The sequence below is a fragment of the Acidaminococcus sp. AM33-14BH genome (genome assembly GCF_003603525.1).
GTDB classification, from domain to species: Bacteria; Bacillota; Negativicutes; order Acidaminococcales; family Acidaminococcaceae; genus Acidaminococcus; species Acidaminococcus intestini.
The window spans coordinates 67,975-88,079 of record NZ_QTNG01000004.1 but is presented as its reverse complement, the minus strand read 5'-3'; the positions used below and the strand labels follow the sequence as shown (position 1 = coordinate 88,079).

At 51.0% G+C, this 20,105-nt stretch carries 17 protein-coding genes and 1 pseudogene; 3 read left to right on the top strand and 15 right to left on the bottom strand.

Going from position 1 to position 20,105, the window contains the following annotated elements:
• Positions 1-446: 446 nt before the first annotated feature.
• Positions 447-1,328 (bottom strand): LysR family transcriptional regulator, encoded by an 882-nt coding sequence (locus tag DW817_RS04235; RefSeq protein ID WP_021736643.1) that lies wholly within the window; start codon positions 1,326-1,328, stop codon positions 447-449.
• A gap of 130 nt (positions 1,329-1,458) precedes the next feature.
• On the opposite strand from DW817_RS04235, the gene DW817_RS04230 reads away from it, so the two are divergent.
• Entirely contained in the window at positions 1,459-2,481 is a 1,023-nt protein-coding gene (locus DW817_RS04230; RefSeq protein WP_021736640.1) for a YeiH family protein, read from the top strand.
• 291 nt (positions 2,482-2,772) lie between these two features.
• On the opposite strand, the gene DW817_RS04225 is transcribed toward DW817_RS04230, so the two are convergent.
• Complete coding sequence (locus tag DW817_RS04225; protein ID WP_016459638.1) at positions 2,773-3,183, bottom strand: DUF2000 domain-containing protein; 411 nt, start codon at positions 3,181-3,183, stop codon at positions 2,773-2,775.
• Positions 3,184-3,302: 119 nt separating this feature from the next.
• Between DW817_RS04225 and DW817_RS04220 the strand changes: the two genes are divergently transcribed.
• A complete protein-coding gene (locus tag DW817_RS04220; RefSeq protein ID WP_021736639.1) occupies positions 3,303-4,187 on the top strand; it encodes a LysR family transcriptional regulator in 885 nt (294 codons plus the stop codon).
• Positions 4,188-4,377: 190 nt separating this feature from the next.
• Here DW817_RS04220 and DW817_RS04215 read toward each other — a convergent pair whose 3' ends face one another.
• From DW817_RS04215 to DW817_RS04150, 13 genes and pseudogenes are all read right to left on the bottom strand, one after another.
• A complete protein-coding gene (locus DW817_RS04215) occupies positions 4,378-4,821 on the bottom strand; it encodes a flavodoxin family protein (RefSeq protein ID WP_021736633.1) in 444 nt (147 codons plus the stop codon).
• A gap of 5 nt (positions 4,822-4,826) precedes the next feature.
• Positions 4,827-5,646, bottom strand: a pseudogene (locus tag DW817_RS11030) (oxidoreductase).
• A gap of 71 nt (positions 5,647-5,717) precedes the next feature.
• Positions 5,718-6,548 (bottom strand): SDR family NAD(P)-dependent oxidoreductase, encoded by an 831-nt coding sequence (locus DW817_RS04205; protein WP_021736638.1) that lies wholly within the window; start codon positions 6,546-6,548, stop codon positions 5,718-5,720.
• 13 nt (positions 6,549-6,561) lie between these two features.
• A complete protein-coding gene (locus DW817_RS04200) occupies positions 6,562-7,725 on the bottom strand; it encodes an alpha/beta hydrolase (RefSeq protein WP_021736646.1) in 1,164 nt (387 codons plus the stop codon).
• A gap of 1,236 nt (positions 7,726-8,961) precedes the next feature.
• Positions 8,962-10,689, bottom strand: coding sequence for a carboxylesterase/lipase family protein (locus DW817_RS04195; protein WP_021736641.1), 1,728 nt, complete (start codon positions 10,687-10,689; stop codon positions 8,962-8,964).
• Between the two features lie 444 nt (positions 10,690-11,133).
• Positions 11,134-12,300 (bottom strand): iron-containing alcohol dehydrogenase, encoded by a 1,167-nt coding sequence (locus tag DW817_RS04190; RefSeq protein WP_120111193.1) that lies wholly within the window; start codon positions 12,298-12,300, stop codon positions 11,134-11,136.
• A 95-nt stretch (positions 12,301-12,395) separates the two neighbouring features.
• Entirely contained in the window at positions 12,396-13,031 is a 636-nt protein-coding gene (locus tag DW817_RS04185; RefSeq protein WP_021736642.1) for a flavodoxin, read from the bottom strand.
• Between the two features lie 15 nt (positions 13,032-13,046).
• The gene (locus DW817_RS04180; RefSeq protein ID WP_120111190.1) at positions 13,047-14,117 is read right to left on the bottom strand and encodes an alpha/beta fold hydrolase; all 1,071 of its coding nucleotides are present in this window, start codon (positions 14,115-14,117) and stop codon (positions 13,047-13,049) included.
• 132 nt (positions 14,118-14,249) lie between these two features.
• Positions 14,250-15,170, bottom strand: coding sequence for an AEC family transporter (locus tag DW817_RS04175; protein ID WP_021736636.1), 921 nt, complete (start codon positions 15,168-15,170; stop codon positions 14,250-14,252).
• Positions 15,171-15,182: 12 nt separating this feature from the next.
• Positions 15,183-16,232, bottom strand: a complete 1,050-nt coding sequence (locus DW817_RS04170) for an alpha/beta fold hydrolase (RefSeq protein WP_120111187.1) — start codon at positions 16,230-16,232, stop codon at positions 15,183-15,185.
• Between the two features lie 797 nt (positions 16,233-17,029).
• Positions 17,030-17,536, bottom strand: a complete 507-nt coding sequence (locus DW817_RS04160) for a cupin domain-containing protein (protein ID WP_120111180.1) — start codon at positions 17,534-17,536, stop codon at positions 17,030-17,032.
• Positions 17,537-17,538: 2 nt separating this feature from the next.
• Positions 17,539-18,186 carry a flavodoxin family protein gene (locus DW817_RS04155; RefSeq protein ID WP_009015984.1) on the bottom strand — a complete coding sequence of 216 codons (648 nt, stop codon included), beginning with the start codon at positions 18,184-18,186 and terminating at the stop codon, positions 17,539-17,541.
• Between the two features lie 18 nt (positions 18,187-18,204).
• Positions 18,205-19,035: a carboxymuconolactone decarboxylase family protein gene (locus DW817_RS04150; protein ID WP_120111177.1), complete on the bottom strand. Its 831-nt coding sequence runs from the start codon at positions 19,033-19,035 to the stop codon at positions 18,205-18,207.
• A 215-nt stretch (positions 19,036-19,250) separates the two neighbouring features.
• Here DW817_RS04150 and DW817_RS04145 point away from each other — a divergent pair, with 215 nt between their 5' ends.
• Positions 19,251-19,703: a MerR family transcriptional regulator gene (locus DW817_RS04145; protein ID WP_009015986.1), complete on the top strand. Its 453-nt coding sequence runs from the start codon at positions 19,251-19,253 to the stop codon at positions 19,701-19,703.
• Positions 19,704-20,105 lie beyond the last annotated feature (402 nt).

Sequence of the window (20,105 nt, the reverse complement as noted above, 5' to 3'; positions counted from 1 at the left end):
TTTGGATTTTGTAAGAGGCGGGTTCTTTGAAATGGAAAGATCACGACAGCATCTGGTAGACCTGCGTTCACATTTTTCCTCTGAGTTCAACTCGTAGAGTCGATCCGCCTTTGCCAAGACGGGGAACCGAAAGGGTATGCTTGCCTCATAAAATGAGGCAAGCATACCCTTTTGGTGGTAGATGAGGATGCGCAGCAACGTTTCCTTGCAAACGTGAGGACCGCCCGAGTCCCAAGCCCGCTTTGCAGCGCCAGCGGAAGAACGATGGGATACGTCTCCGGGCGAATCATTTGTCCCCTTCCCCCGTTAGGGGGGCAGTTTGGGTCCGCGCCTTCCGGTCTTTATGCTGACCTTTTCATCACCGCACTCTATTCATTTTTTTAAGACCGTTATATTTTACTCATAACTCACAGCCCTCGAATGAGGTCAGCCCAAATTGGCTGATTTCATTCATCCATCATCTCCCTGCACCATCCCCGATAAGTCTCGCCAAAAAGGCTGCCTTTTTCCCAAATGAAGGTGAAGTCATGGGTGACGGAAAAGTCCACAAGGTCGATGCGCATGAGCCGACCTTCACGGATAGGGCCTTCAGCGGCCGATTCGTACAAAAAAGACACACCCATATCTTCTTCGAGAAGCTGCAATATGGCGTGCATGCCGCCAATTTCAATGCGCCGCGAAAAGTCGCTGATCTGCCGCCCCATGAGGGCGAGCTGGTTTTCCAAAAGACGTCTGGTGCCGCTTCCCGGTTCGCGGAGGATGAGACGCTCTGTGAGAAGGTCCTCCAGCTTTTCCGGAACTTTTGGGAACTCATGCCGTGCGCTTGTAACGGGCACAAAGGCCACCGTATCGTAGCGCAGGGCTTCAAATTCCTCGGAATCGAAATAACCTTCCACAAGGGCAAACTGGATATCCCCTTCTTCAAGGCCGCGGATGAGCTCTTCCGTATTGGCAATCTTCATGGTCATGGCCGCGTCAGGATGGCGGCGGATGAACCGGGAAAGGGGCGGCGCTACGACATATTCGCCGATGGTCTTGGTCACGCCAAAATGGATGGGCTGCGACGCCGCGCGAGCATGGTGCAGGCGTTGACGGAGCTCCCGATCATCATTTCGCATGGCTAGGCCTGCCTTATATAAGAGGGCCCCTTCAGGCGTCAACATAAGCTTCCTTTCCTTATAGTGGAAAAGAGGTATGTCATAGGCCGCTTCCAAATAGCGGATATGCTGCGACACAGCAGGCTGCGTAATATGAAGCTTTGCCGCGGCCTTAGTGAAGTTCATGGTCTCGCAGACCGTAAGAAAAGTTTCCATTCGGTGGTCTAACATGAGTCCTCCATAAAATTTCCTTATCGATTAATAATAAAAGATAATTTTATTTTATCATAAAATCTGTGTAGAATGATACCGAATTCAATCGGAGCGGCGCTTATTGCTGCAATATGAGGAGGCAATCATCATGAATCCATCGAAACTTCCAGGCATCGCACTCTGCCTTGTCATTGCCCTGCCGTCCTGGTTTTTGGGGAAAACCTTTCCCATCATTGGCGGGCCTATCATCTCCATCCTTCTCGGCATGGTCGCCGGCCAGTTCCTCAAGGACCGGACAAAGGTCAAAAGCGGGATTTCCTTTACATCCAAATACATCCTGCAGACGGCTGTGGTCTTTTTGGGTTTTGGCCTGAATCTCTCTGTCATCCTCGCAACAGGCTGGCAGAGCCTTCCTATCATCATCTGCACCATTGCAACGTCGCTTATCATCGCTTACGGACTGCAAAAGGCCATGAACATTGACGTCAACAAGGCCACCCTTATCGGCGTCGGTTCATCCATCTGCGGCGGGTCCGCCATTGCAGCGACAGCGCCAGTCATCGAGGCAACGGATGATGAAGTGGCCCAAGCCATTTCGACGATTTTCTTCTTTAACGTCCTTGCCGCGATTTTGTTTCCTCTCCTTGGAACGGCGCTCGATATGGATACCTTGAGCGGCGAAGCTTTCGGCATCTTTGCCGGTACGGCGGTCAACGACACGTCGTCTGTAACGGCAACGGCCGCAACCTGGGACAGCATGTGGAACCTAGGAACCCAGACCCTTGATAAGGCCGTCACGGTGAAACTCACCCGGACCCTTGCCATCATCCCCATTACGCTCTTTTTGGCCTGGAACCGTTCCCGTTGTGGGGCGGGCGAAGGCCGCGCCGTAAGCGCCAAAAGCGTATTTCCTATGTTCATCCTTTACTTTGTCCTTGCTTCTGTCGTCACGACCGTAAGCATTCATTTGGGCATTTCGGGAGCTGTCTTTGGACCTATGAAGACCCTTAGCAAGTTTCTCATCGTTCTTGCCATGGCTGCCATTGGGCTCAACACAAACCTTGTGGACCTCGTCAAGAAAGGCGGTAAGCCGATTTTCCTCGGTGCCTGCTGCTGGATTGGCATCACCCTTGTCAGTCTCCTCCTGCAGCATGTTATGGGACTCCTGTGAACTTGAGGGGCCCTATTTCTTTCTCTAGTCGGAATGATTGGGAAAAGGTTCTTAAGGAAGCCCGTTCCAACCTTTTTTCAAAGCATAGGCCAAGGGCACTCCATAGATAATCCCCTCCCTTCACAAGGCATGCCATCCCGTTACGGTTTCTTGACACGGACCCTTTCCCATCGGGCAAAAAACTGTCAAAACATGCACCCCACCGTTTACGGGGCCAAGGGCCCTGAAACGGTGGTTTTTTTTCGTGGAAGGTCCTTATGACGAAAACAGGGCGAACTCCTTATACAAAGATCACTCATGAAGAGGAAGGCCCTTTGTCAACCGGTCCACTTTATTTTTTTTGCCACGCAGGCCAATACCAACAAGATTGAGCTCTTGTGCCTGATACCCCGCAACCGAAGCCCGGTTAGCTTCATCGTCAAAGGTCTCAAATAACTCTTCTGTATAAATGGATACGGCAAGGCCCTCTGAAAACAGACCTTTTTGAAGCAGTTCCTGCAGCTGCTCTTTTGACGCGCCATGAATCATGATGGGTTGCTGGGACATGGGCAAGTACTGATGACCCTCAGCATCGACGTAGGGCTTACCGATGATTTCCTGCGTCCCGGCAATCCCGCTCATGAGAAAAGCGGTTACATTGAGTGCTTGCCAAGGTTTAAGGCCCTCCCACAAAACAATCTTGATTTTAGTGTCAAATTTCATGCAGGTTTCCCCCCTCTTGTCACGTGATGTTTCATAGGGTATTATAAGAAATCATGGTAATTCAATCAAACTGAATTTATAAAATATAAAATTTAATATTTTTGAATTAAGAGGTTTTTATGGATATCAAACAGCTACACACTTTTGAAACCATCATCCAGGCAGGCAGCTTTCAAAAGGCAGCACAAGTCCTGTCCTACGCCCCATCCACGATTACCTTCCAAATGAAACAACTGGAAAAAGAGCTGGGCGTTTCCCTTTTTGAGCGCCGCGGCCACGAACAACGCCTGACGTCTGCTGGGATTTCCCTAAAGCCCTACGTAGATCAGGTCCTCCATTCTGCCGACCAGCTCGTCGCCCATGCTGGGAGCCAGCGCCTGGAAGGACAGTTGACCGTGCTCCTTCCCGAATCCCTTCTGACCTACCACTTACAGCCCGTACTGGAACGCTTTCGAAAAAAAGCGCCCCATGTTCGGCTCTCCCTCCATGTCAAAAACTGCTTTGCCATTTATGACAGCATGAGGCATGGGGAAGCTGATCTTGCCCTTCATTACGATGTCGCCGCCTATCCCTCACCCTTTGAGACAACGCCCCTTGTCACTTATCCTCTGGTCCTTGTTGCTTCCCCGCTTCTTTCCCCGCAAGACAGTGATTTTATGACGAAGGGACAAACAAAAGAGCAATGTTTGCTGATCAATGACAAACAGGCCCTCTACTTAACCTATTTTCGGGAATATCTACGCGAAAAAGGCATTGCGCTCTCCCAAGAAATGGATGTCTGGAGTCTGGAAGCCATCAAGCAATGTATTTTAAGCAACCTCGGGGTCGCCTTTCTCCCCGAATTTGTGGTTCATGAGGAACTGCAAAAAGGCCTTATGAAAAAAATTCCCCTTGAACTCGATCATCCCTCTATGACGGCCCTTTTGGTTCATCGTAAGACAGCAAATCCATTGGTCCATTGTTTTAAAGAACTTGTGACTGCCCACTTTAAGAAAACGGAATAGGCCCATATGGCGAGAAATCATACAGCATAAGACCGGGCCTTTGATCTTTCAAGACCTTGAAGCGGCTGGAGGATGCGGACCCAAACCGACCCTGACGGGAGAACGGGTCTGAAAAGATTTACCCGGAAACATGTTCTTCGGCTTTCTGCGGGTGCGCCCTTCTTATCATCGGAGCAATCTTTGCTCCGACTTATTTAAATAGCGCCCGCGCTTCCCCCTCCGTCGTCGCCATACCGCCCCAGGAAAGCCCATAGAGCTTAGCAAAGCGCTGCATGGTGAATTTGCCTGCGTCGAGCATCCATTGTTCCGGCGCCGCACCCTGGAAGAGGAAGTACAGGGTCTTGCCACGCAGGCTGCCGCTTGCAACGGGGCCGTAGAAGCGATCCAAGAGGGTGCGCACGCTGCCGCAGATGTTATGCCAATAAAGCGGCGAACCGATGACAATGGTATCGGCGGCTTTGATCTTTGCCATGACTTCATCAAATTGATCGCCGGCAAGGCGCTGGCCATAGACGTTGATGCGATAATCCGTCAGGTTCAGGGTTTCATAGTCACGGCTCCCCAGCAGGGCCGCTGCAAGGCGTGCCGTGTTGCCTTTTTTGTTAGGACTGCCGTTAATAAATAAAATGCTCATGGTGATTACTCCTTAAAGTCTGTTCTGTTGCTGGTTACTTCCCATGCCTTATATTCATCAAGGCGAGCCGTAAGCCGCGATTTGCCGTAAGCCTGGGCATCGCTTCCGAGGAGGAGGCGCAGGGGCATCTTCCCGCTGTGGACAAGGTCCACAAGGACGCGGCCCGCTTCATCAGGATCGCCCTGCTGCGTGCCATCAGTATGGTCGTTGCGGATGCGGCGCGTACCGGCCGTCTTTTCGTAGTCCCCCAGTTCCACGCTCGATTCCTTAAGGGACGTGCCGGCAAATTTCGTACGGAAGGCACCGGGTTCAATGATCATGACATGGATTCCCAGGTCCTTCGTTTCCCCGTAAAGGGCTTCCGAGATGGATTCCAAGGCGCTTTTTGTGGCGGCATAGTAGCCGGATCCCAAGGCTGCGCCCAAAGCGGCGATGGACGAAACGTTCGCAATGGTTCTTCCGCATGATGGGAAGGACGGCTTTTATAAGGGCAATGGGTCCGAAAAGATTCGTCTGGAAGAGCTGGTCCACTTCTTTTGGAACGCCTTCTTCCACGGCAGCGCGGTAGCCATAGCCGGCGTTATTGATGAGGACGTCGATGGTGCCAAAGCGCTCCAAGCCTTTTTCTACGGCATTTTTGATGTCTTCTTCCTTCGTAACGTCAAGGGACAGGGCAAGGGCTTGCTCTGGATAGGCATCCACCAAGTCTTTCAAGGTTTCGACGCGGCGCGCCGTCACAATCACCTGGTCCCCGCTTTTAAGGACGGCTTTCGCAAAGCCCCGTCCAAGGCCGGAGGAACAGCCTGTAATAAGCCAAGTCTGCATAGTGGTATCGTCTCCTTTTCATGCAAAAGGCAGCAGAGCAACTGCTCTCACTGCCTTTTCATTTCATTCAATTATTCTTCAAAATCCGTCTTCGACGCAGCCGCTTCATAAGACGCAATGTCTTTTAGTTCCGCCTCATAGCGTGCTTTCATAGCCCGGCAGCAGGCAGCGCCAATGAGGATACGCGGCGGCAGATTCCCCTTTTCCACCATATCTAGGAGGAACTGGGCGGCCTTTTGCGGATTGCCTGTCTGGGTGTAGGTATTTTCCGCAAGGAACTTTGCGGCTTTATGGGCGCTGCTGTCCTTGTAGGCATCAAGCCTTGCAGAAGGATTCCTAAAGGAATGCTTGCTTCTGAAATCAGTCCGGAAAGAACCCGGGCAAACAGCAGACACAGCAATGCCAAATTCGCCAAGCTCTGCCCGCAAGACATCGGACAGACCGACGACGGCGAATTTTGCGGCGCAATACGCGCTGCTCCCGCTAAAGCCCATGAGCCCGCCTTGGCTTGAAACGTTCAGGATGACGCCCTTCCCCGCCTTTCTCATGAGGGGAATGACGCGGCGCGTAACGTTTACGACGCCAAAGTAATCCGTTTCAAAAAGGTTCCGCAGGTCTTCGTCCGTCGTTTCTTCAAAAGCCCCGCTGAAGCCAAAGCCTGCGTTATTGATGAGGACATCGATGCGGCCAAAACAATCCATCCCATCCTTGATGGCCTTTTCCACTTCGTCCGTCTTCGTCACGTCCATGACCACGGTGAGGACGGAAGGATGTTTGAAAATGTCATCATGGGGAACGCGGCGCACGGTGGCAATAACCTTATCGCCCCGTTTCACCGCTTCTTCCGTAAAGGCACGGCCAAACCCGCGGCTTGCTCCCGTAATGAACCATACTCGTTCCATGAGATTTCACTCCTTAAAGATTGGCTTTGTAGAAGGAAGCCAATTTGCCTTCGATTTCATTGACGTATTTCGGAACCCAATAGGTCTGGATGTGGGTAGCCCCTTTGACGAGGTAGAGTTCCTTGTTATTCGTGCCCGTCGCCTTCTTGAAGGCGTCCTGCGTCATGTAGAGCGTATCAGCCTTGTCACCGGCAATCATGAGGAGCGGCTGGTTGATCAGGTCCATATTGTCTGCCGCATCAAAGGTAAAGAGGTCGAGGTTGCTGCGAACCGTGTACTGGAAGGTAGAGTTAGGATGACGATGGGTCTTCCCATAATAGATGTAGCCTTCGCTGTAAAGGGTCGGCATCTTCTTCAGTTCTTCTTCAGGGATATCCTGGGTTTCCATGCCCGCGGTGCGTTTGATGGCCGCACCCTTTGCTTCGGCGGCGCGCTGCTGACTCGATTCAAGGAGCCGCTTTTGGATTGTGTCACGGCCGCTGTTCAAAAAGCCATTGCGGCGAACGATGCCGGAGTTGAACATGGAAAGCGTTGCTACCGCCTTGACGCGCTTATCCGTCTGGGTTGCCTTCAAGGTGTAGCCACCGCCGCCGCAGATACCAAGGGCACCGATGCGGCTGTCATCGACGCCAGGATAGGACGCAATCACGTCAACCATGCCGTGGATATCTTCCGTGCGGAAGGCAGGATTGTCGAGCATATGGGGCGTACCGCCGCTGGCACCTTGGAAGGAAGCATCGGCTGTAATGGTGATATAGCCTTCTTCCGCAAGTTTCTGGGCATAAAGGCCTGCCACCTGTTCCTTGACGCCGCCATTTGGATGAGCCACGACGATGGCCGGATATTTCTTTCCGCTCGTCTTGTCGTAACCTGCCGGCGTATAGATATTCGCAGCTATGGTGTTGCCATTGAGGGTATAGCGGACGGGGTGGATATTGACCTTGCCGTTTTCATTCTTCGTAATCGCCCCTTGATAAACAAGGCCAAAAGGATTCTTGTTAGGGCTCTTGATATCCTTTAAGGGAATCTCCACAAGATTGGCTCCGCCATAAAAAGTAATGCCGTTATTTTTGATATCTTTTACGGAATCAGCGGCGGGGGCGGCATACCCCACGGCCCCAAGGGCCATGACACTGGAAAGGACGAGGGCTGCTGCAGCCATTTTCTTTACCTTCATAAATAATCACTCCTTATCTTACCTGATACGATGGAAAAACACCGATGCGCATCCTATAAAAAGGATTGAAAAGCACCGATTGCCTTGATGGTTCCACTTTACTATTCGGTAGTTGCTACCTGTCAATAGTTTTTCTAAAAAATATCTGGAATTTTTTAGAATGGAATAATTAAGTATTTATCGGATATTCTTGGAAGCCTACGAAATCCTTATATCGGTAGATTGTACCGGATAAAAAAACATCGGCTGTAATGCTAAAAACAGCAAGCAGCTTTCATGCAGTCTTCTCCGAAGCACAATCCCGTACCTACCGAGCAAAGGGAAAACCGTGCAGACGCGAACCCAAACCGTCCCCTGACGGGGGAGCGGGTTCGAAAAGATTTGCCCGGAAACATGTGCCTGCGACATTTCGTTCTCGCTCCAAAAGCGTCCTTCGAAACTTCGGGCAAATGGTCCTCACTACCGTTCGTAATGAAACGTCGCTGTGCGTCCTCATCCACCACCGAAACCGGAAAATGGTAATGATAAACGCTTATGGAAATTTCCACACAACATGAGTGCCAATAAATTATGTTAGCGGCCCCGTCGTACACGAAAACGGTTCCCCTATCTCTGCGACCGCAATGGATTTATACGGGTACAGCTGTAGGGGATAAAAAGGCTCACTCTCTGCTGTTCCACACCAGAAGACCGGCCTTTCCGGCAGAGGAAACTCCGAATGCTCCTATCGTCGCTGCCCTCTGAGTAAGCTTTCTGCACAAATTTTTCAGCATAAGAGAAAACGAAAAATTCGGCGACTCACTTAACCGCCCTGCACGATCTCTTGTTTCGCTTTTTCTAAGGCAGATGGAAGTTCGCGTATCGAGCTCAGAGGCAAAAAAAAGATGGGGATTGTTCTAAGCGCTATCGTTATCTTCCCATTTCAAAGAAGCAGCCTCTTACAAAATCCAAATAAAAACCAAGAGCCCAAAACCGAACCTGCGTCTATGTTCGGTTTTGGGCTTGCTTTATAATCTTTTACCTTGTGGTCTTTCTCCCATTTGCTTTTTATCAATTCGGTTCAGCGGGGTCCGTCCAATTGTGAGGAGCCCTCACTTCCACTGACAAAATTCTCACAGCCACAGGTTTCTATGCGTCCGTATTTTCTCCCATTGCATTCGTATAGAATTAAGCAATGGAGGCACGCTGCAGTGGAGAATCAGAGCACTTTTTACTCCAACCCCACACTCTCTCTTCTTAATATGTATAACCCGGATCAAGAAGCTTCAAAAGGGCTTCGTCATGGTGACGGGCAAGGCGGATCTTGTTGTCAAAAATCATGGTGGCGCCGCTGTCCTTCGTATACGCGTCCCACTTCGGCAGGGCATCCGTCTGCGGCGTCCCATAGCGGGCAAAATGGACCCAAGCGTCACTCATGCGGTCTTCCAGGATATGTGCTTCCTTGCTTCCGCCAGTACGGCTCAGCATGCGGTCCACATTATGGAAGACAAAGGGGATTTCCGCCGTATGATAGGACATGTACGTCCCACCCATAAGCGGCGATTCCCAACTGAAAAGATAGGCGTAGACCGGAGCTCCGCCTTGTGCGGCCTTACGGCGCATAATCTTCAAGATTGGCTGGCGGATCAGGGTATCGATATAAAGGGCATCGGCCTTTTTCTTATTGGGATACGCCTTTAGAAATTCGCTCACGACGACGTCTTTCTTATCGCCGTAGGCCTGTTTGAGGCGCTTTTCTACTTCAGCATCCGTCCAGGTATTTTTATTGTCATACTGACGGTCCGTAGCGTCTACAATATCCTGGAACCCTGTCCATTCCGTCAAGTTGGTCCCAATGAGCAGCGGCACCTTGCGGCCCGCTTCGGCAAAGCCTGTTTCCGTTACAGGGTTGGTGGGAAGGAAATCCCCATCGACGACAGGTTCCCAGCTAAGACCGTAGCCTGTCCCGAGGGCCTGAGGAACCTTATATTCGGTGCCCACGGTCTTAAGGGCTTTACGCGAGGCTGCGGCAAGCGTTTCATAAGGAATCGTCTGCAGGCGTTCGAGATTGTCCTTTGTCACACCCAGCTCTTTCAAAGTAAGATCCGTCACTTTTTCACTCTGCTCTTTGCTCATGACGTAGGGGCCCATGGACTCGACGGCGCCGCTTTCCACGATGCCTTTTTGGAAGAGCCCTTTTGCACTCGGAGCAGTCATGAGGGTGAGCACCTTGGCACCGCCGCCGGATTCACCAAAGATGGTGACGTTTTGCGGGTCGCCGCCAAAGGAGGCAATGTTATGTTTCACCCATTTGAGGGCATCCACAAGGTCTACGATTCCAATGTTGGCCGAATCCTTATACTGGGGGCCATATTTTTCAAGGTTGAAATGACCGGCAAGGTTCAAGCGGTGATTCACGGAAACAACAACCACATCACCGCGACGGCTGAGGTTGGCGCCGTCATAAGCGGGTGACTCCAGGGAAGAACCGGCTTCAAAACCGCCGCCATGGAGCCAAACCATGACGGGGCGCTTTTTCCCATCCGTGAGGTTTGGTGTCCACACGTTGAGGTTCAAGCAGTTATTATCCATGGTAAAACTGCGGCCCGGTTCCCCCCACTCCCCATTGGGAAAATTGCCTTGGGCCTGAGGTGAAATGGGGCCGACCTGCGTTGCCATACGGATCCCGCGCCACGGCTTCACTGGTTTTGCAGCCTCAAAGCGTTGCGTGGCTTCCGCATAGGGAATGCCATAATAAGAATAGATCCCATTTTTGATGAATCCTTGTACGCGGCCCGCGTCCGTCTCCGTCACGGCAATTCCGGGTCCCGCCTGAAAAGTCTGGTCTTTTTGGGAAAGGGATGCTTGAACGCGAGCAGCCGCTTTTTCGGCAGCAAGCGTCGGTGCAGCAGCTCTGGCAAAAGTCGGAGCCGATGAAAGCAAAGCAGAAAGAACAAGTAACGATACCCATTTTGAAGATTGCATAAAAACCTCCTTTATTTTTACTCGACGCATGGATGGCGCCGATCTGCTCCAGTTAAACCAGACTTCTTTTTTCATGATTCGCCCAATCGGTCATGCAGCTAAAGAAAACCGCTCATGATCAAGCGCTTTATTTCTGTCAGTTTTGCACACTAGGGGTTTCTTATCTACTGGCAGAAGTCCTGCGTCAATCTGGGCGATTTTCTTTAGTCGTACGACTTTATGGGACGATGATTAAGCCTATGGTTTTGACTTTTAGAGCAAGATCCGCAGGCTTTAGACAGCCTTAAGGCCTTTAACCCATCCACCTCGGGCGGCCTGAGCCAAGCTGCACCACAACATCTTTTCCAGCTGACGCTTGGCACAGCTTTTTTGCGGTATTCAGCCGGTCATATTTTTTTACTCATAACTCACAGCTTTAACCTCACAGTTATAGGCCGCCTTTCTTTAATACGCCTCCTCAAAGATTTCTCTGATTTCTTCCTTACCCAGCTGCCGGAAGCTGCCGGGCGAAGCAACGCAGCCAGCGGCAACGTCAACAAGGACGGCATGGTCGATGTTCATGTCGCGCAGTCTCGTTGGAAGGCCGATTTCCTTGATAAAAGCGGTCAGGGCCTCGATGCCTTTTTGGGCGCGCGTCAGTTCGTCGCCTTCACTAGGGTCGATGTCAAAGACTTTTTCAGCAAAACGGGCAAACTTTTTGGTCCCATCCTTTACGATATGACGGTAGTAGACGGGATGCAGTACGGCAAGACCAGCGCCGTGGTTGCAGAAGGTATAGGCGCCCAGGCTGTGTTCCAGGATGTGGCACTGGAAGTCCGTCTTCTTTCCCAGTTTGAGGATCCGGTTTTCCGCCATAGTCGCAAGCCATACAAGGTTACTGCGGGCTCCTTCGTCGTGAGGATCCACAAGGATGGCTCGGATATTATCGACAGCGCTTCTCATAAGGGCTTCGTTCATGACGTCAGACACGTTATTGTCATTAGGTTCACTGAAATAGATTTCCATCATATGGGAGAGGCTGTCAAAAGCACCGGAGATGAACTGGAATTTCGGCACTGTTTCCGTATATTTGGGGTTCAAGATGGCAAATTGGACGTTCAGTTCCGGATAGTCGCGGCCCGTCTTCACTTTGAGGGATTCGTTTGTAATGACGCTGCCGCCGTTCGTTTCACTTCCCGTCCCCGATACGGTAAGGACAATGCCAAGGGGAATGGGTTTTGTTTCGATCTTACCAGCATGGGCCCAATACGCGTCCCACAGGTCCCCATCATAGACGGCACCAAGAGAAATGGCTTTGGAGCAGTCCATGACGCTGCCGCCGCCTACAGCCAGAATGAGGTCCACCTTTTCTTTTTTAGCAAGGGCTGCCCCTTCAAGGACCTTGGCATAGGTCGGGTTGCTGCGGATGCCGGAAAATTCGACAACGGTCTTGCCGGCTGTCTTAAGATATCCCATGATTTCTTCATAGATACCCGTTTTCTTGATGCTGCCCCCACCGTAGGTCAGCATGACCTTGGGGCCGTATTGAGCGAGCAGGCCCGGCAGATAAGTGGAGACACTATCGTTTCCAAAATAGACTTTCGTAGAATTTTGAAACACGAAACTATTCATGATTGTCACCTTTCTTTTTTCTTGTTTCCTTGTTTTTCATGGAAAACCCCGGACCAAAGGGCTCCAGTCCGGGGTCTTTGACAATTTTTCATGGTTTATTTCAGGGATTTCACCCAGCTGATGACATCCTGGCTGAGCACGTTTCCTTCAAAGCGATGACCTTCAAGCCATTTGCCCGTACCCGCTGCCTTTTCAAGATTTGTACCGCTGTCCCCCATTGGTGTAGACATGCTCGTGGCAAAAGGAATGACCGTCTTACCTGTAAAGTCATGCTTTTCTACAAAGGTGTAGACCACATGAGGTGCCTGACGCCACCAATGCGGGAAACCGATGAAGACGCGGTCGTATTTGGCCCAGTCCTTTGCGTCGCCTACATAATCCGGGCGCAGGGACGGATTATTGTGTTCTTTCTGAACACGGCTGTTTTTGTCATTGTAGTTCAAATCATTTAGCGTATAGGGCTGTTCCGGTTTGATTTCAAAAAGGTCAGCGCCCGTTTCTTTGGCAATGGTCTCAGCGACCTTTTTCGTGTGACCTGTTGCGGAAAAATAGACGACGAGGGTCTTTCCGCTCTTATCCGCCATTGCGGCTGCGGCCGGCTTTGTCTCTTTTACGGGCTCCGTCTGCGCCGCTTGGCTGCTGCAGCCCGTACTCACAAGAAAGAGGCTCGTCAGCGTCACAACAGCGAAAACGTGGCGCATGAGATTTTTAAAGGAAAATGCTTTCTGCATGCTTGTCATGCCTCCTTATCTAGCAAGCCCATTTGCTTTCATCCAGTCTTCCAGGATATCCGCAATGGCTTCATTATTCGTATCGCTCATGAGAAAGTGTGTGTTGCCCTTGATGCCTTTTTCCGGCAGGTGAAGGAGCGTTGCCTTGCCGCCGTGATGGTTGACCGCGTCGACCCACAGCTTTGCCATGGCAAGACGGACGCGCCAGTTATCAAGGTTCCATGCCTCCGTCCGTTCCGTCGGGATATTGTCGCCGTAGACGACGAGAATGGGTCTCTTCGTTAGTTTTTCAAAGTCCGAAAGCTTCACGGCCGTCCCTTTAAGGGCGCCGAAAGGACTTGACGTTTCCATAGGAGCGGGTACTTCGCCTTCGGGGAAGATGAAGCCGCTTCCCGGTTCAAGGGCAATGATGCCTTTCACATGATCACTTTTGATGGCCGTCCACCAACCAGGACCGCCTCCCTGGGAGTGGGTCACAAGGACGCCGTCACCGCTTCTTTCAAAGACCTTTGCCATAGCGTCGCTGATGACCTGTTCATCAAAAGCACCCGTGTTGGGAGTCATGCTGCGGAAGAACTCTTCCCGTGCCGCTTCGTCCCACCTGACGTCGACACCGGGATAATAATTCGGATAGAGGCCAATGCGGAAGTTATCATACCAAAGCTGCTCCATGGGTATCTTTGATACGGTTCCTCCCGTCGTTGACTGACCAGCTCGGCCGCGGCGGGGTTGATCCACAACGTAGGTGGCATACCCTTTTTCAAGGAAGATATTTTGGAAACCATCCCGCCCATCAGGCGTTGTTTCCCAGGTCTTGCCGGACTGACCGGCCCCATGAAGGAACACAATCGCATTCTTTTTGGCCTTCACAGGCTTTTGATAGAACACATAGGCGTGATCACCGTGAAGGGTCTGACCGGAAGGATCAAGAGGCTTACTGTTATCGAGCGTTCCCGGTGCCGTCACGATCGTCCCCCCTGCCGTAAAACTTCCCTGATCCGCAAGCATCACAGGGTTATGGAAAGCTTCTGCAGAGGCCGTAAGAGCAAGGGAAAGGACGAGCGCCGCCAAAAGATTCTGTTTCATGGACTATTCCTCCTTAAGGTCTTATGATGATAGGGTTTTCATCGGTTCTTCTCTTTATGACTTTATTCTACTATTCGGTAGTAAATACCGGTCAAGTATTTTTTTATCCTTACCATTCTTTTTTTACAGCCTTCAGCCAAGTCCGGTGACAAGAGCAACTACCGGCATAGTGATGACCGCAGCGGCCGTTGTTACCGCAACACCTTGGACTGAAACAGGATAGCCTTCTTTATTGTAGAGATTGGCCAAAAGAGGAATGACATTGCCCGACGGCGTAGCAAGGGCGGCCATCGAAACCGCAAGTAGGTAGGTGTTATCAACGAACTGTTTCAAGATAAGCGTCACAACAATGGGGAGAACAAGCATTTTGAGGATGGTAAAAGCAATAATCTTCTGATTGATGAGGCTCTTCCAGTCCGTATCAAGGAGGAAGGAACCCAGGAGCATCATGGCAAGAGGGCCCGTCATGCTCCCCACCATACGGATAGAACTGGTAAGGATATAGGGCAGTTTGATGCCGGACAGATAGATAACAATGGCAAGGACGCAGGATATCATGCCCGGATTAACGAGGTTCTTCCAGCGAAAAGGTTCCTTGGCGCCACCACCGCCCTTGATGGTTTCAATGACATAGGAGAAAAAGAGCAGGTTGAAGGGAATGAGAAGAACCGTCATATAAATGAGCGCCTCCTTTCCATAAATAGCATCCACCATGGGAACGCCCATGAAGCCGATGTTCGTAAAGACGACCATGACGTTCACGATGCCTTTTTCCGCTTTGCCATAATGAAGGATCCTCGGAATGAGGAAGGCTGCGAGCATCAAGAGGGCCAGCATGACAACGACGACACCAAAAGCATAAAGAAGGGCACCGCCTTCCATATGGGGCCCATCTCCGGTCACACCGGAAAGGATGATGGCCGGATAAGCAACCTGCAGGACAAGCTGCGTAATCTGGCCCTGATTATCCGGCGTCAGGATATTCTTTTTCCGTGCCCAAGCGCCGACGACCATAATGATGACAAAAATCAGCATCTGCTGTAAGACTTGCATGATAAAACCTCCTTAGGAAAGGCCCTTGGCAGAAAGCCAGTCCGCCATGAGACCTGCAATGACTTCATTGTTTTTATCGGCCATGAGGAAATGGGTATTGCCCTTGATGCCAAGGTCGGGCAGATGGACGATTTCCGCCATCCCGCCGTGTCGGTTGACGCAGGACACAAATTCTTTTGCCATCATGAATTCGCTGCGCCACTTATCGGGTCCAATTTCATCAGTCGTGCCATCCGAAATGTGGTCACCATAAAAAAGGATCATGGGAAGCTTCGTCAGGGCAAGGAAGGACTCAAGGGGAACGCCCATGGCCTGGGCCTTAACGGGATCATAGAGAGTCGGCACGGGTTCCGGTACTTCCCCTTCAGGAAAAATAAAGGGCGATCCACCCGGTTCAAAAGCGATAATGGCCTTGACCTTATCCGTGCGGAAGGGGGTGCGCCAGCCAATGGTGCCGCCCATGGAATGGGTCACGAGGATGGACGGTCCCATCTTTTCAAGGAGTGCGGCCATGGCATTGGCACTCACATCGTCATCAAGTTCGCCTTCGTACGGCGTCCAAGAGCGCTGGAACTGGTTATACGTCTCAGCGTCGCCAGCCATGGCCGAATCTTCGTAGGGGACGGGCGTATCCCCGTCAAAAATGCCGCAGCGACAAAGCATGTACATCGTCTTATCGGCATACAGAGGATTTTTTGCATAAGGATTGCGCCCGTCATCCGCTTTTAAGGCAAGACCGGCTTTCCCCATGCGGGGCTGGTCGATGAGGACCGTCGTGTAACCCTTGCGCAAAAAAAGGGTCTGAAAGCCTTCGCGGCCATCAGGCGTCGTTTCCCATGTCCGTTTGCACTGAGCGCCGCCGTGCTGAAAAATGAGCGGATAGGGACGCGCGTCCACGGGTACCTGGTAAAAGGCATAGGCATGGTCCCCATAGGCAATCTGTCCTTCTGGTTCAAGAAAATGGTCCGTGCGGAAAACGCCGTCATGTTTCAGCGTCGATCCGCCGATGGCAAAACTGCCTTGTTCAGCAATGATAAGAGGTTGTTTGGGGTTATTGGACATGGTTGGTTCCTTTCTTTTTTACTTGGAGCAGAAATTGCTCCGATTCGATGGAGTTAGGTGTCCCCATTACTGAAAAAAGATTTTCTTGATAGTAATGGGGACATGACCTATCGTAAGAAGTCACGTAACACAAATTCATTTTAAAGTCACCCCAAAAAAATGCCGTCGTCGGGCGGGCCACTCCTAAGAATATTTTCGGATTGCAGAAGAAACCTTTTTTGCCTACGGTCCATATCAACCCATCTGCGTTGTCAAACGCATAACAAGTGTCTGCTAAGTTTATAATGGACGCCGGCTATATGTACTCAAATGCGGATCCGGTACTTTGGCAGCTGCCTGGTCCTATAAAAGGCGGCTGTAAGGGAAAAGACCAGAATGCAAAAGAACCAAAAGGCGTGACTAGTCCGAAGCACAGGGGTATCGCTCTTCGGATTATTTTCCTTGGGATGACAAGAAACGTGTTTTCAGGGGCGAGGGACCAAAACCAGGAAAATTTTACAAGCATATATCATTAAAATTTCCTGGTTTTGGTGGTGGACGAGGACGCAAAGCGAACGTATCCTTGCAAGCGACAGCAAGGCTTATTCGCCCGGAGTCTCGAAGGACGCTTTTGGAGCGAAGCGGAAGTCCGAGAAACATGTTTGAGGGCGGATTAAGTTCGTTCCCACCCTTCGACGAAAGGACGTTTGGGGCCGAACTTACGGTCTTTTCACCAGCCGCCTCCGGTGGCCTTAGCCAAGGAAGGCCCTAATTATTTTGCCTTCCGCCTTAGCCGTTTGACGGGTACACCGTCAAACTCATTCGATATCAGGATGTACGACCGCCTCAAACCACTCCGTCGACACCCCTTCCTTCCGTTCCATCACAGCCACATGCTGAAAGGTGTGATGAGATGCGGCACCATGCCAATGCTTGACGCCTTCGGGGATGGTGACACTCTTTCCAGGGAGCAGTTTCTGCGGCTTTTCACCCCAGATCTGGTAATAGCCCTCCCCTGCCGTTCCCAGAAGGATCTGGCAGGACCCATGGTGGACGTGCCAATGTGTGCGGGCGCCGTCATAAAAAGTCACGGCGGCCGCCATAGGCCCTATGCTTGATAAGGGGGCTACGTAGCTATCCCCCGTAAAGTGGTCCACATTGCGGGCATTGTAGACGCCGACAGGAAAGGCCGCCGCCTTTTCCTCTTCCAGTGCTTTTTGTACAACAGCGACGTCCGTCGGTGCAGCAAAAGTCGTTCCCACATTCATGATAAGGGCTGCACAAAATGACAGGAGACCTGCTTTTTTTAGGAAATTCTTTCGCATTCTCACGCCTCCTCTCCGTGGATAAAGTTCATGAAGGCGGCCGGCTCTTTTTTGGGCTGGGCAAGATTGGCCTTTTTTGCAAGCTCCATGGCTTTCAGGAGATAGGCCATATTGCGGCCCAATACGTGCAGGGTCCAGACCCCTTCCTTATCCTTAAGGACTTCTTCCGCCGTCGTGCCATGGACCTGGTTCCAATAGCGGCTCGAGACAATGGGCATTTCTTGGATGGCAAAGTACTTGTTCATCTCGTCAAAGGCCGCCGTGGTCCCCGCCCTGCGGGCACTGATGACGGCTGCGGCCGGTTTGAGGTAAAATGCTTTGTTGCCGTTTCCCCGTGCCTCAGAATAAAAAGCCCGGTCGAGAAACGTCTTCATATTCCCCGCAAGAGCCGCATAGTGGACGGGCGACCCAAAAAGAAAGCCGTCTGCCTCTAAGGCCTTTTTGCGGAATACATTCACGGCGTCATCAAAAACGCAGTCATGACGCTTGTCACACTGATGACAGGCGATGCAGCCACCAATGGGTTTGATGCCGATCCAAAATTCCTCCGTTTCAATTCCCTCTTCGTGGAGGACATCAGCCACAAGGCCAAGGGCTGTATGGGTGCAGCCATTTTTATGGGGAGAACCGTTTACAAGTAAAACTTTCATATTGATTCATTCGCTCCTTTATTTTTTAGGAAAGGCTTCGTTTGCAGCCCGCAGGTTATTGAGGGTCCGCGGGAAACCGACATAGGGGTTGAGGACCGTGAGCACGCCGATTACTTCGTCTTCCGTAGCTCCTGCCGCAAGATAGCCCCGCACATGGGATTTAAACTGCGGTTCGTCATTGCCAAGGGTGCCGATCGCTGCGACCGTGAGCATTTCCCGTGTCTTAAGATCCAAACTTCTGCGCGTGTAAATATCGCCAAAACAAAAGGCCGACAGGTCATCCTGCAGATGTTTTTGGTTAGCTGGCGTGTTTTTGCGCATAGTCACGATGCGCTCGCCATAAGTTGCAACCTGGAAGGCAAGGCCCTTTTCAAGGCGGTCTCCATCCGTCGTTGCGGCCTGGTTTTCAAGGGGCAGTTTCACCCCTTCTTCCTTAAAGACGCGGTTTACGCGTTCCATAGCTGTCAGCACCTTAGGAAAGCCAATATAGGGCGCCAGATGGTAAATGGCCTCGCGCACGTCAAGGGGCGTCACACCGTCAGTCAAGGCGCCGCGGACATTCTTTTCAAGTAAGTCTTGTGCCCCGCTTGCCGTGAGGGTTGCTATGGTCACAAGGTGCTGTTCCCGCCGCGTGAGACGGGCCTGTTCCATAATATCTCCATAAATATAGCCCTTCATCATAGCCTCAAGTTCTGGATCGGTCTTCTCAAGACCGAGCGACTGCTCTGCCATGGCGGTTTTGTAGTTTCTCTCCGCCACATCACTGCGGCTGGACCCAGCTGCTGCAAAACCGCTCCCACCTAGGATGCCAAAAAGACCAAGGGTCATGCCAATGATTTTCCAATTCATAAAAACACCTCATTTCCATTAGGATGGCTGTCATGGTTTCCATTCGATGGCCCCACTGTATCATCCGGGAGCAACTACCTGTCAATACTTTTTTCAAAGAAAAACAATTTGCTATTTAGCGGCATTTTATATATAATAACCGAAGCTCGTCATGTGTTTCTTTTTCGGTAATTAATACCGCAAAGCATCCGATACCCCTAGAAGGAGGAAACACAATGGATAAAGAAATCAAAGAGAAACTTCATATTGAAAAAGTCGTCAACACAGGAAGACTTTACCCCATGAAAGAAGCCTGTGAGCAAACGGGCCTTGCCTATGAAACCCTAAAATTTTACTGCAACATCGGCCTTGTTCCCGGCGTCAAACGGGATGCCAGGAACCGCCGCGTCTTTAACGACAAGGACATTTCCTGGATCAAGAGCCTCACATGCCTCAAAAACTGCGACATGTCCATCGAGGAAATGAAGGAATACCTCGCCCTGTGCCTAAAAGGCCAGTCCACCATCCCAGAACGAAAAGAAATGCTCATGAAAAAACGGGCCATCCTCATCAAAAAGCATAGCGAAATCCAGGCCGCCATTGAATATATCGACCTCAAACAGGATTTTTATGATGAAGTATTGAGCGGAAAGATCGAGTATTTCAGTAATCTGGTGGGGGAGGAATAAGTGTTGCTCTGCTCATAAAACGGAGGGCTGAGTTGATGAAGACCGTGAGGAAAAACACTGTGAGTCCAGCGCCAAATTGATTTTTCGATCACACGTCCTGCAAACAAGATTGCTTGGTGGATACTCCCGCCTTGGTAAGGCGGAACGGCTTTCACCGTGTCCAAAGCAAAAGGCCGTAAAGCGAAAGATTGTAAGGTAAAAACCATAAGAAAAGCCCAAAATCGAACGTAGACAGCGGTTCGATTTTGGGCTTTTGGTTTTTATTTAGCTTTTGTGAGAAGCTGTTCTTTTGGAAATATAGGGATCACAACAGCATCTGGTACGACCTGCGTCCAATCTTTTCCTTTAGAACTTGATGCAACGCATCGCTCCGTCTTGGTAAGACGGTAAGCGCATCGCCGA

Excerpts from the sequence above, each read along its gene's own strand:
- DW817_RS04225 (WP_016459638.1), bottom strand. The coding sequence starts at position 3,183 with ATGAAATTTGACACTAAAATCAAGATTGTTTTGTGGGAGGGCCTTAAA.
- DW817_RS04150 (WP_120111177.1), bottom strand. The coding sequence starts at position 19,035 with ATGAATTGGAAAATCATTGGCATGACCCTTGGTCTTTTTGGCATCCTA.
- DW817_RS04185 (WP_021736642.1), bottom strand. The coding sequence starts at position 13,031 with ATGCAGAAAGCATTTTCCTTTAAAAATCTCATGCGCCACGTTTTCGCT.
- DW817_RS04180 (WP_120111190.1), bottom strand. The coding sequence starts at position 14,117 with ATGAAACAGAATCTTTTGGCGGCGCTCGTCCTTTCCCTTGCTCTTACG.
- DW817_RS04190 (WP_120111193.1), bottom strand. The coding sequence starts at position 12,300 with ATGAATAGTTTCGTGTTTCAAAATTCTACGAAAGTCTATTTTGGAAAC.
- DW817_RS04145 (WP_009015986.1), top strand. The coding sequence starts at position 19,251 with ATGGATAAAGAAATCAAAGAGAAACTTCATATTGAAAAAGTCGTCAAC.
- DW817_RS04205 (WP_021736638.1), bottom strand. The coding sequence starts at position 6,548 with ATGGAACGAGTATGGTTCATTACGGGAGCAAGCCGCGGGTTTGGCCGT.
- DW817_RS04195 (WP_021736641.1), bottom strand. The coding sequence starts at position 10,689 with ATGCAATCTTCAAAATGGGTATCGTTACTTGTTCTTTCTGCTTTGCTT.
- DW817_RS04235 (WP_021736643.1), bottom strand. The coding sequence starts at position 1,328 with ATGTTAGACCACCGAATGGAAACTTTTCTTACGGTCTGCGAGACCATG.
- DW817_RS04230 (WP_021736640.1), top strand. The coding sequence starts at position 1,459 with ATGAATCCATCGAAACTTCCAGGCATCGCACTCTGCCTTGTCATTGCC.
- DW817_RS04170 (WP_120111187.1), bottom strand. The coding sequence starts at position 16,232 with ATGTCCAATAACCCCAAACAACCTCTTATCATTGCTGAACAAGGCAGT.
- DW817_RS04200 (WP_021736646.1), bottom strand. The coding sequence starts at position 7,725 with ATGAAGGTAAAGAAAATGGCTGCAGCAGCCCTCGTCCTTTCCAGTGTC.
- DW817_RS04175 (WP_021736636.1), bottom strand. The coding sequence starts at position 15,170 with ATGCAAGTCTTACAGCAGATGCTGATTTTTGTCATCATTATGGTCGTC.
- DW817_RS04160 (WP_120111180.1), bottom strand. The coding sequence starts at position 17,536 with ATGCGAAAGAATTTCCTAAAAAAAGCAGGTCTCCTGTCATTTTGTGCA.
- DW817_RS04220 (WP_021736639.1), top strand. The coding sequence starts at position 3,303 with ATGGATATCAAACAGCTACACACTTTTGAAACCATCATCCAGGCAGGC.
- DW817_RS04155 (WP_009015984.1), bottom strand. The coding sequence starts at position 18,186 with ATGAAAGTTTTACTTGTAAACGGTTCTCCCCATAAAAATGGCTGCACC.
- DW817_RS04215 (WP_021736633.1), bottom strand. The coding sequence starts at position 4,821 with ATGAGCATTTTATTTATTAACGGCAGTCCTAACAAAAAAGGCAACACG.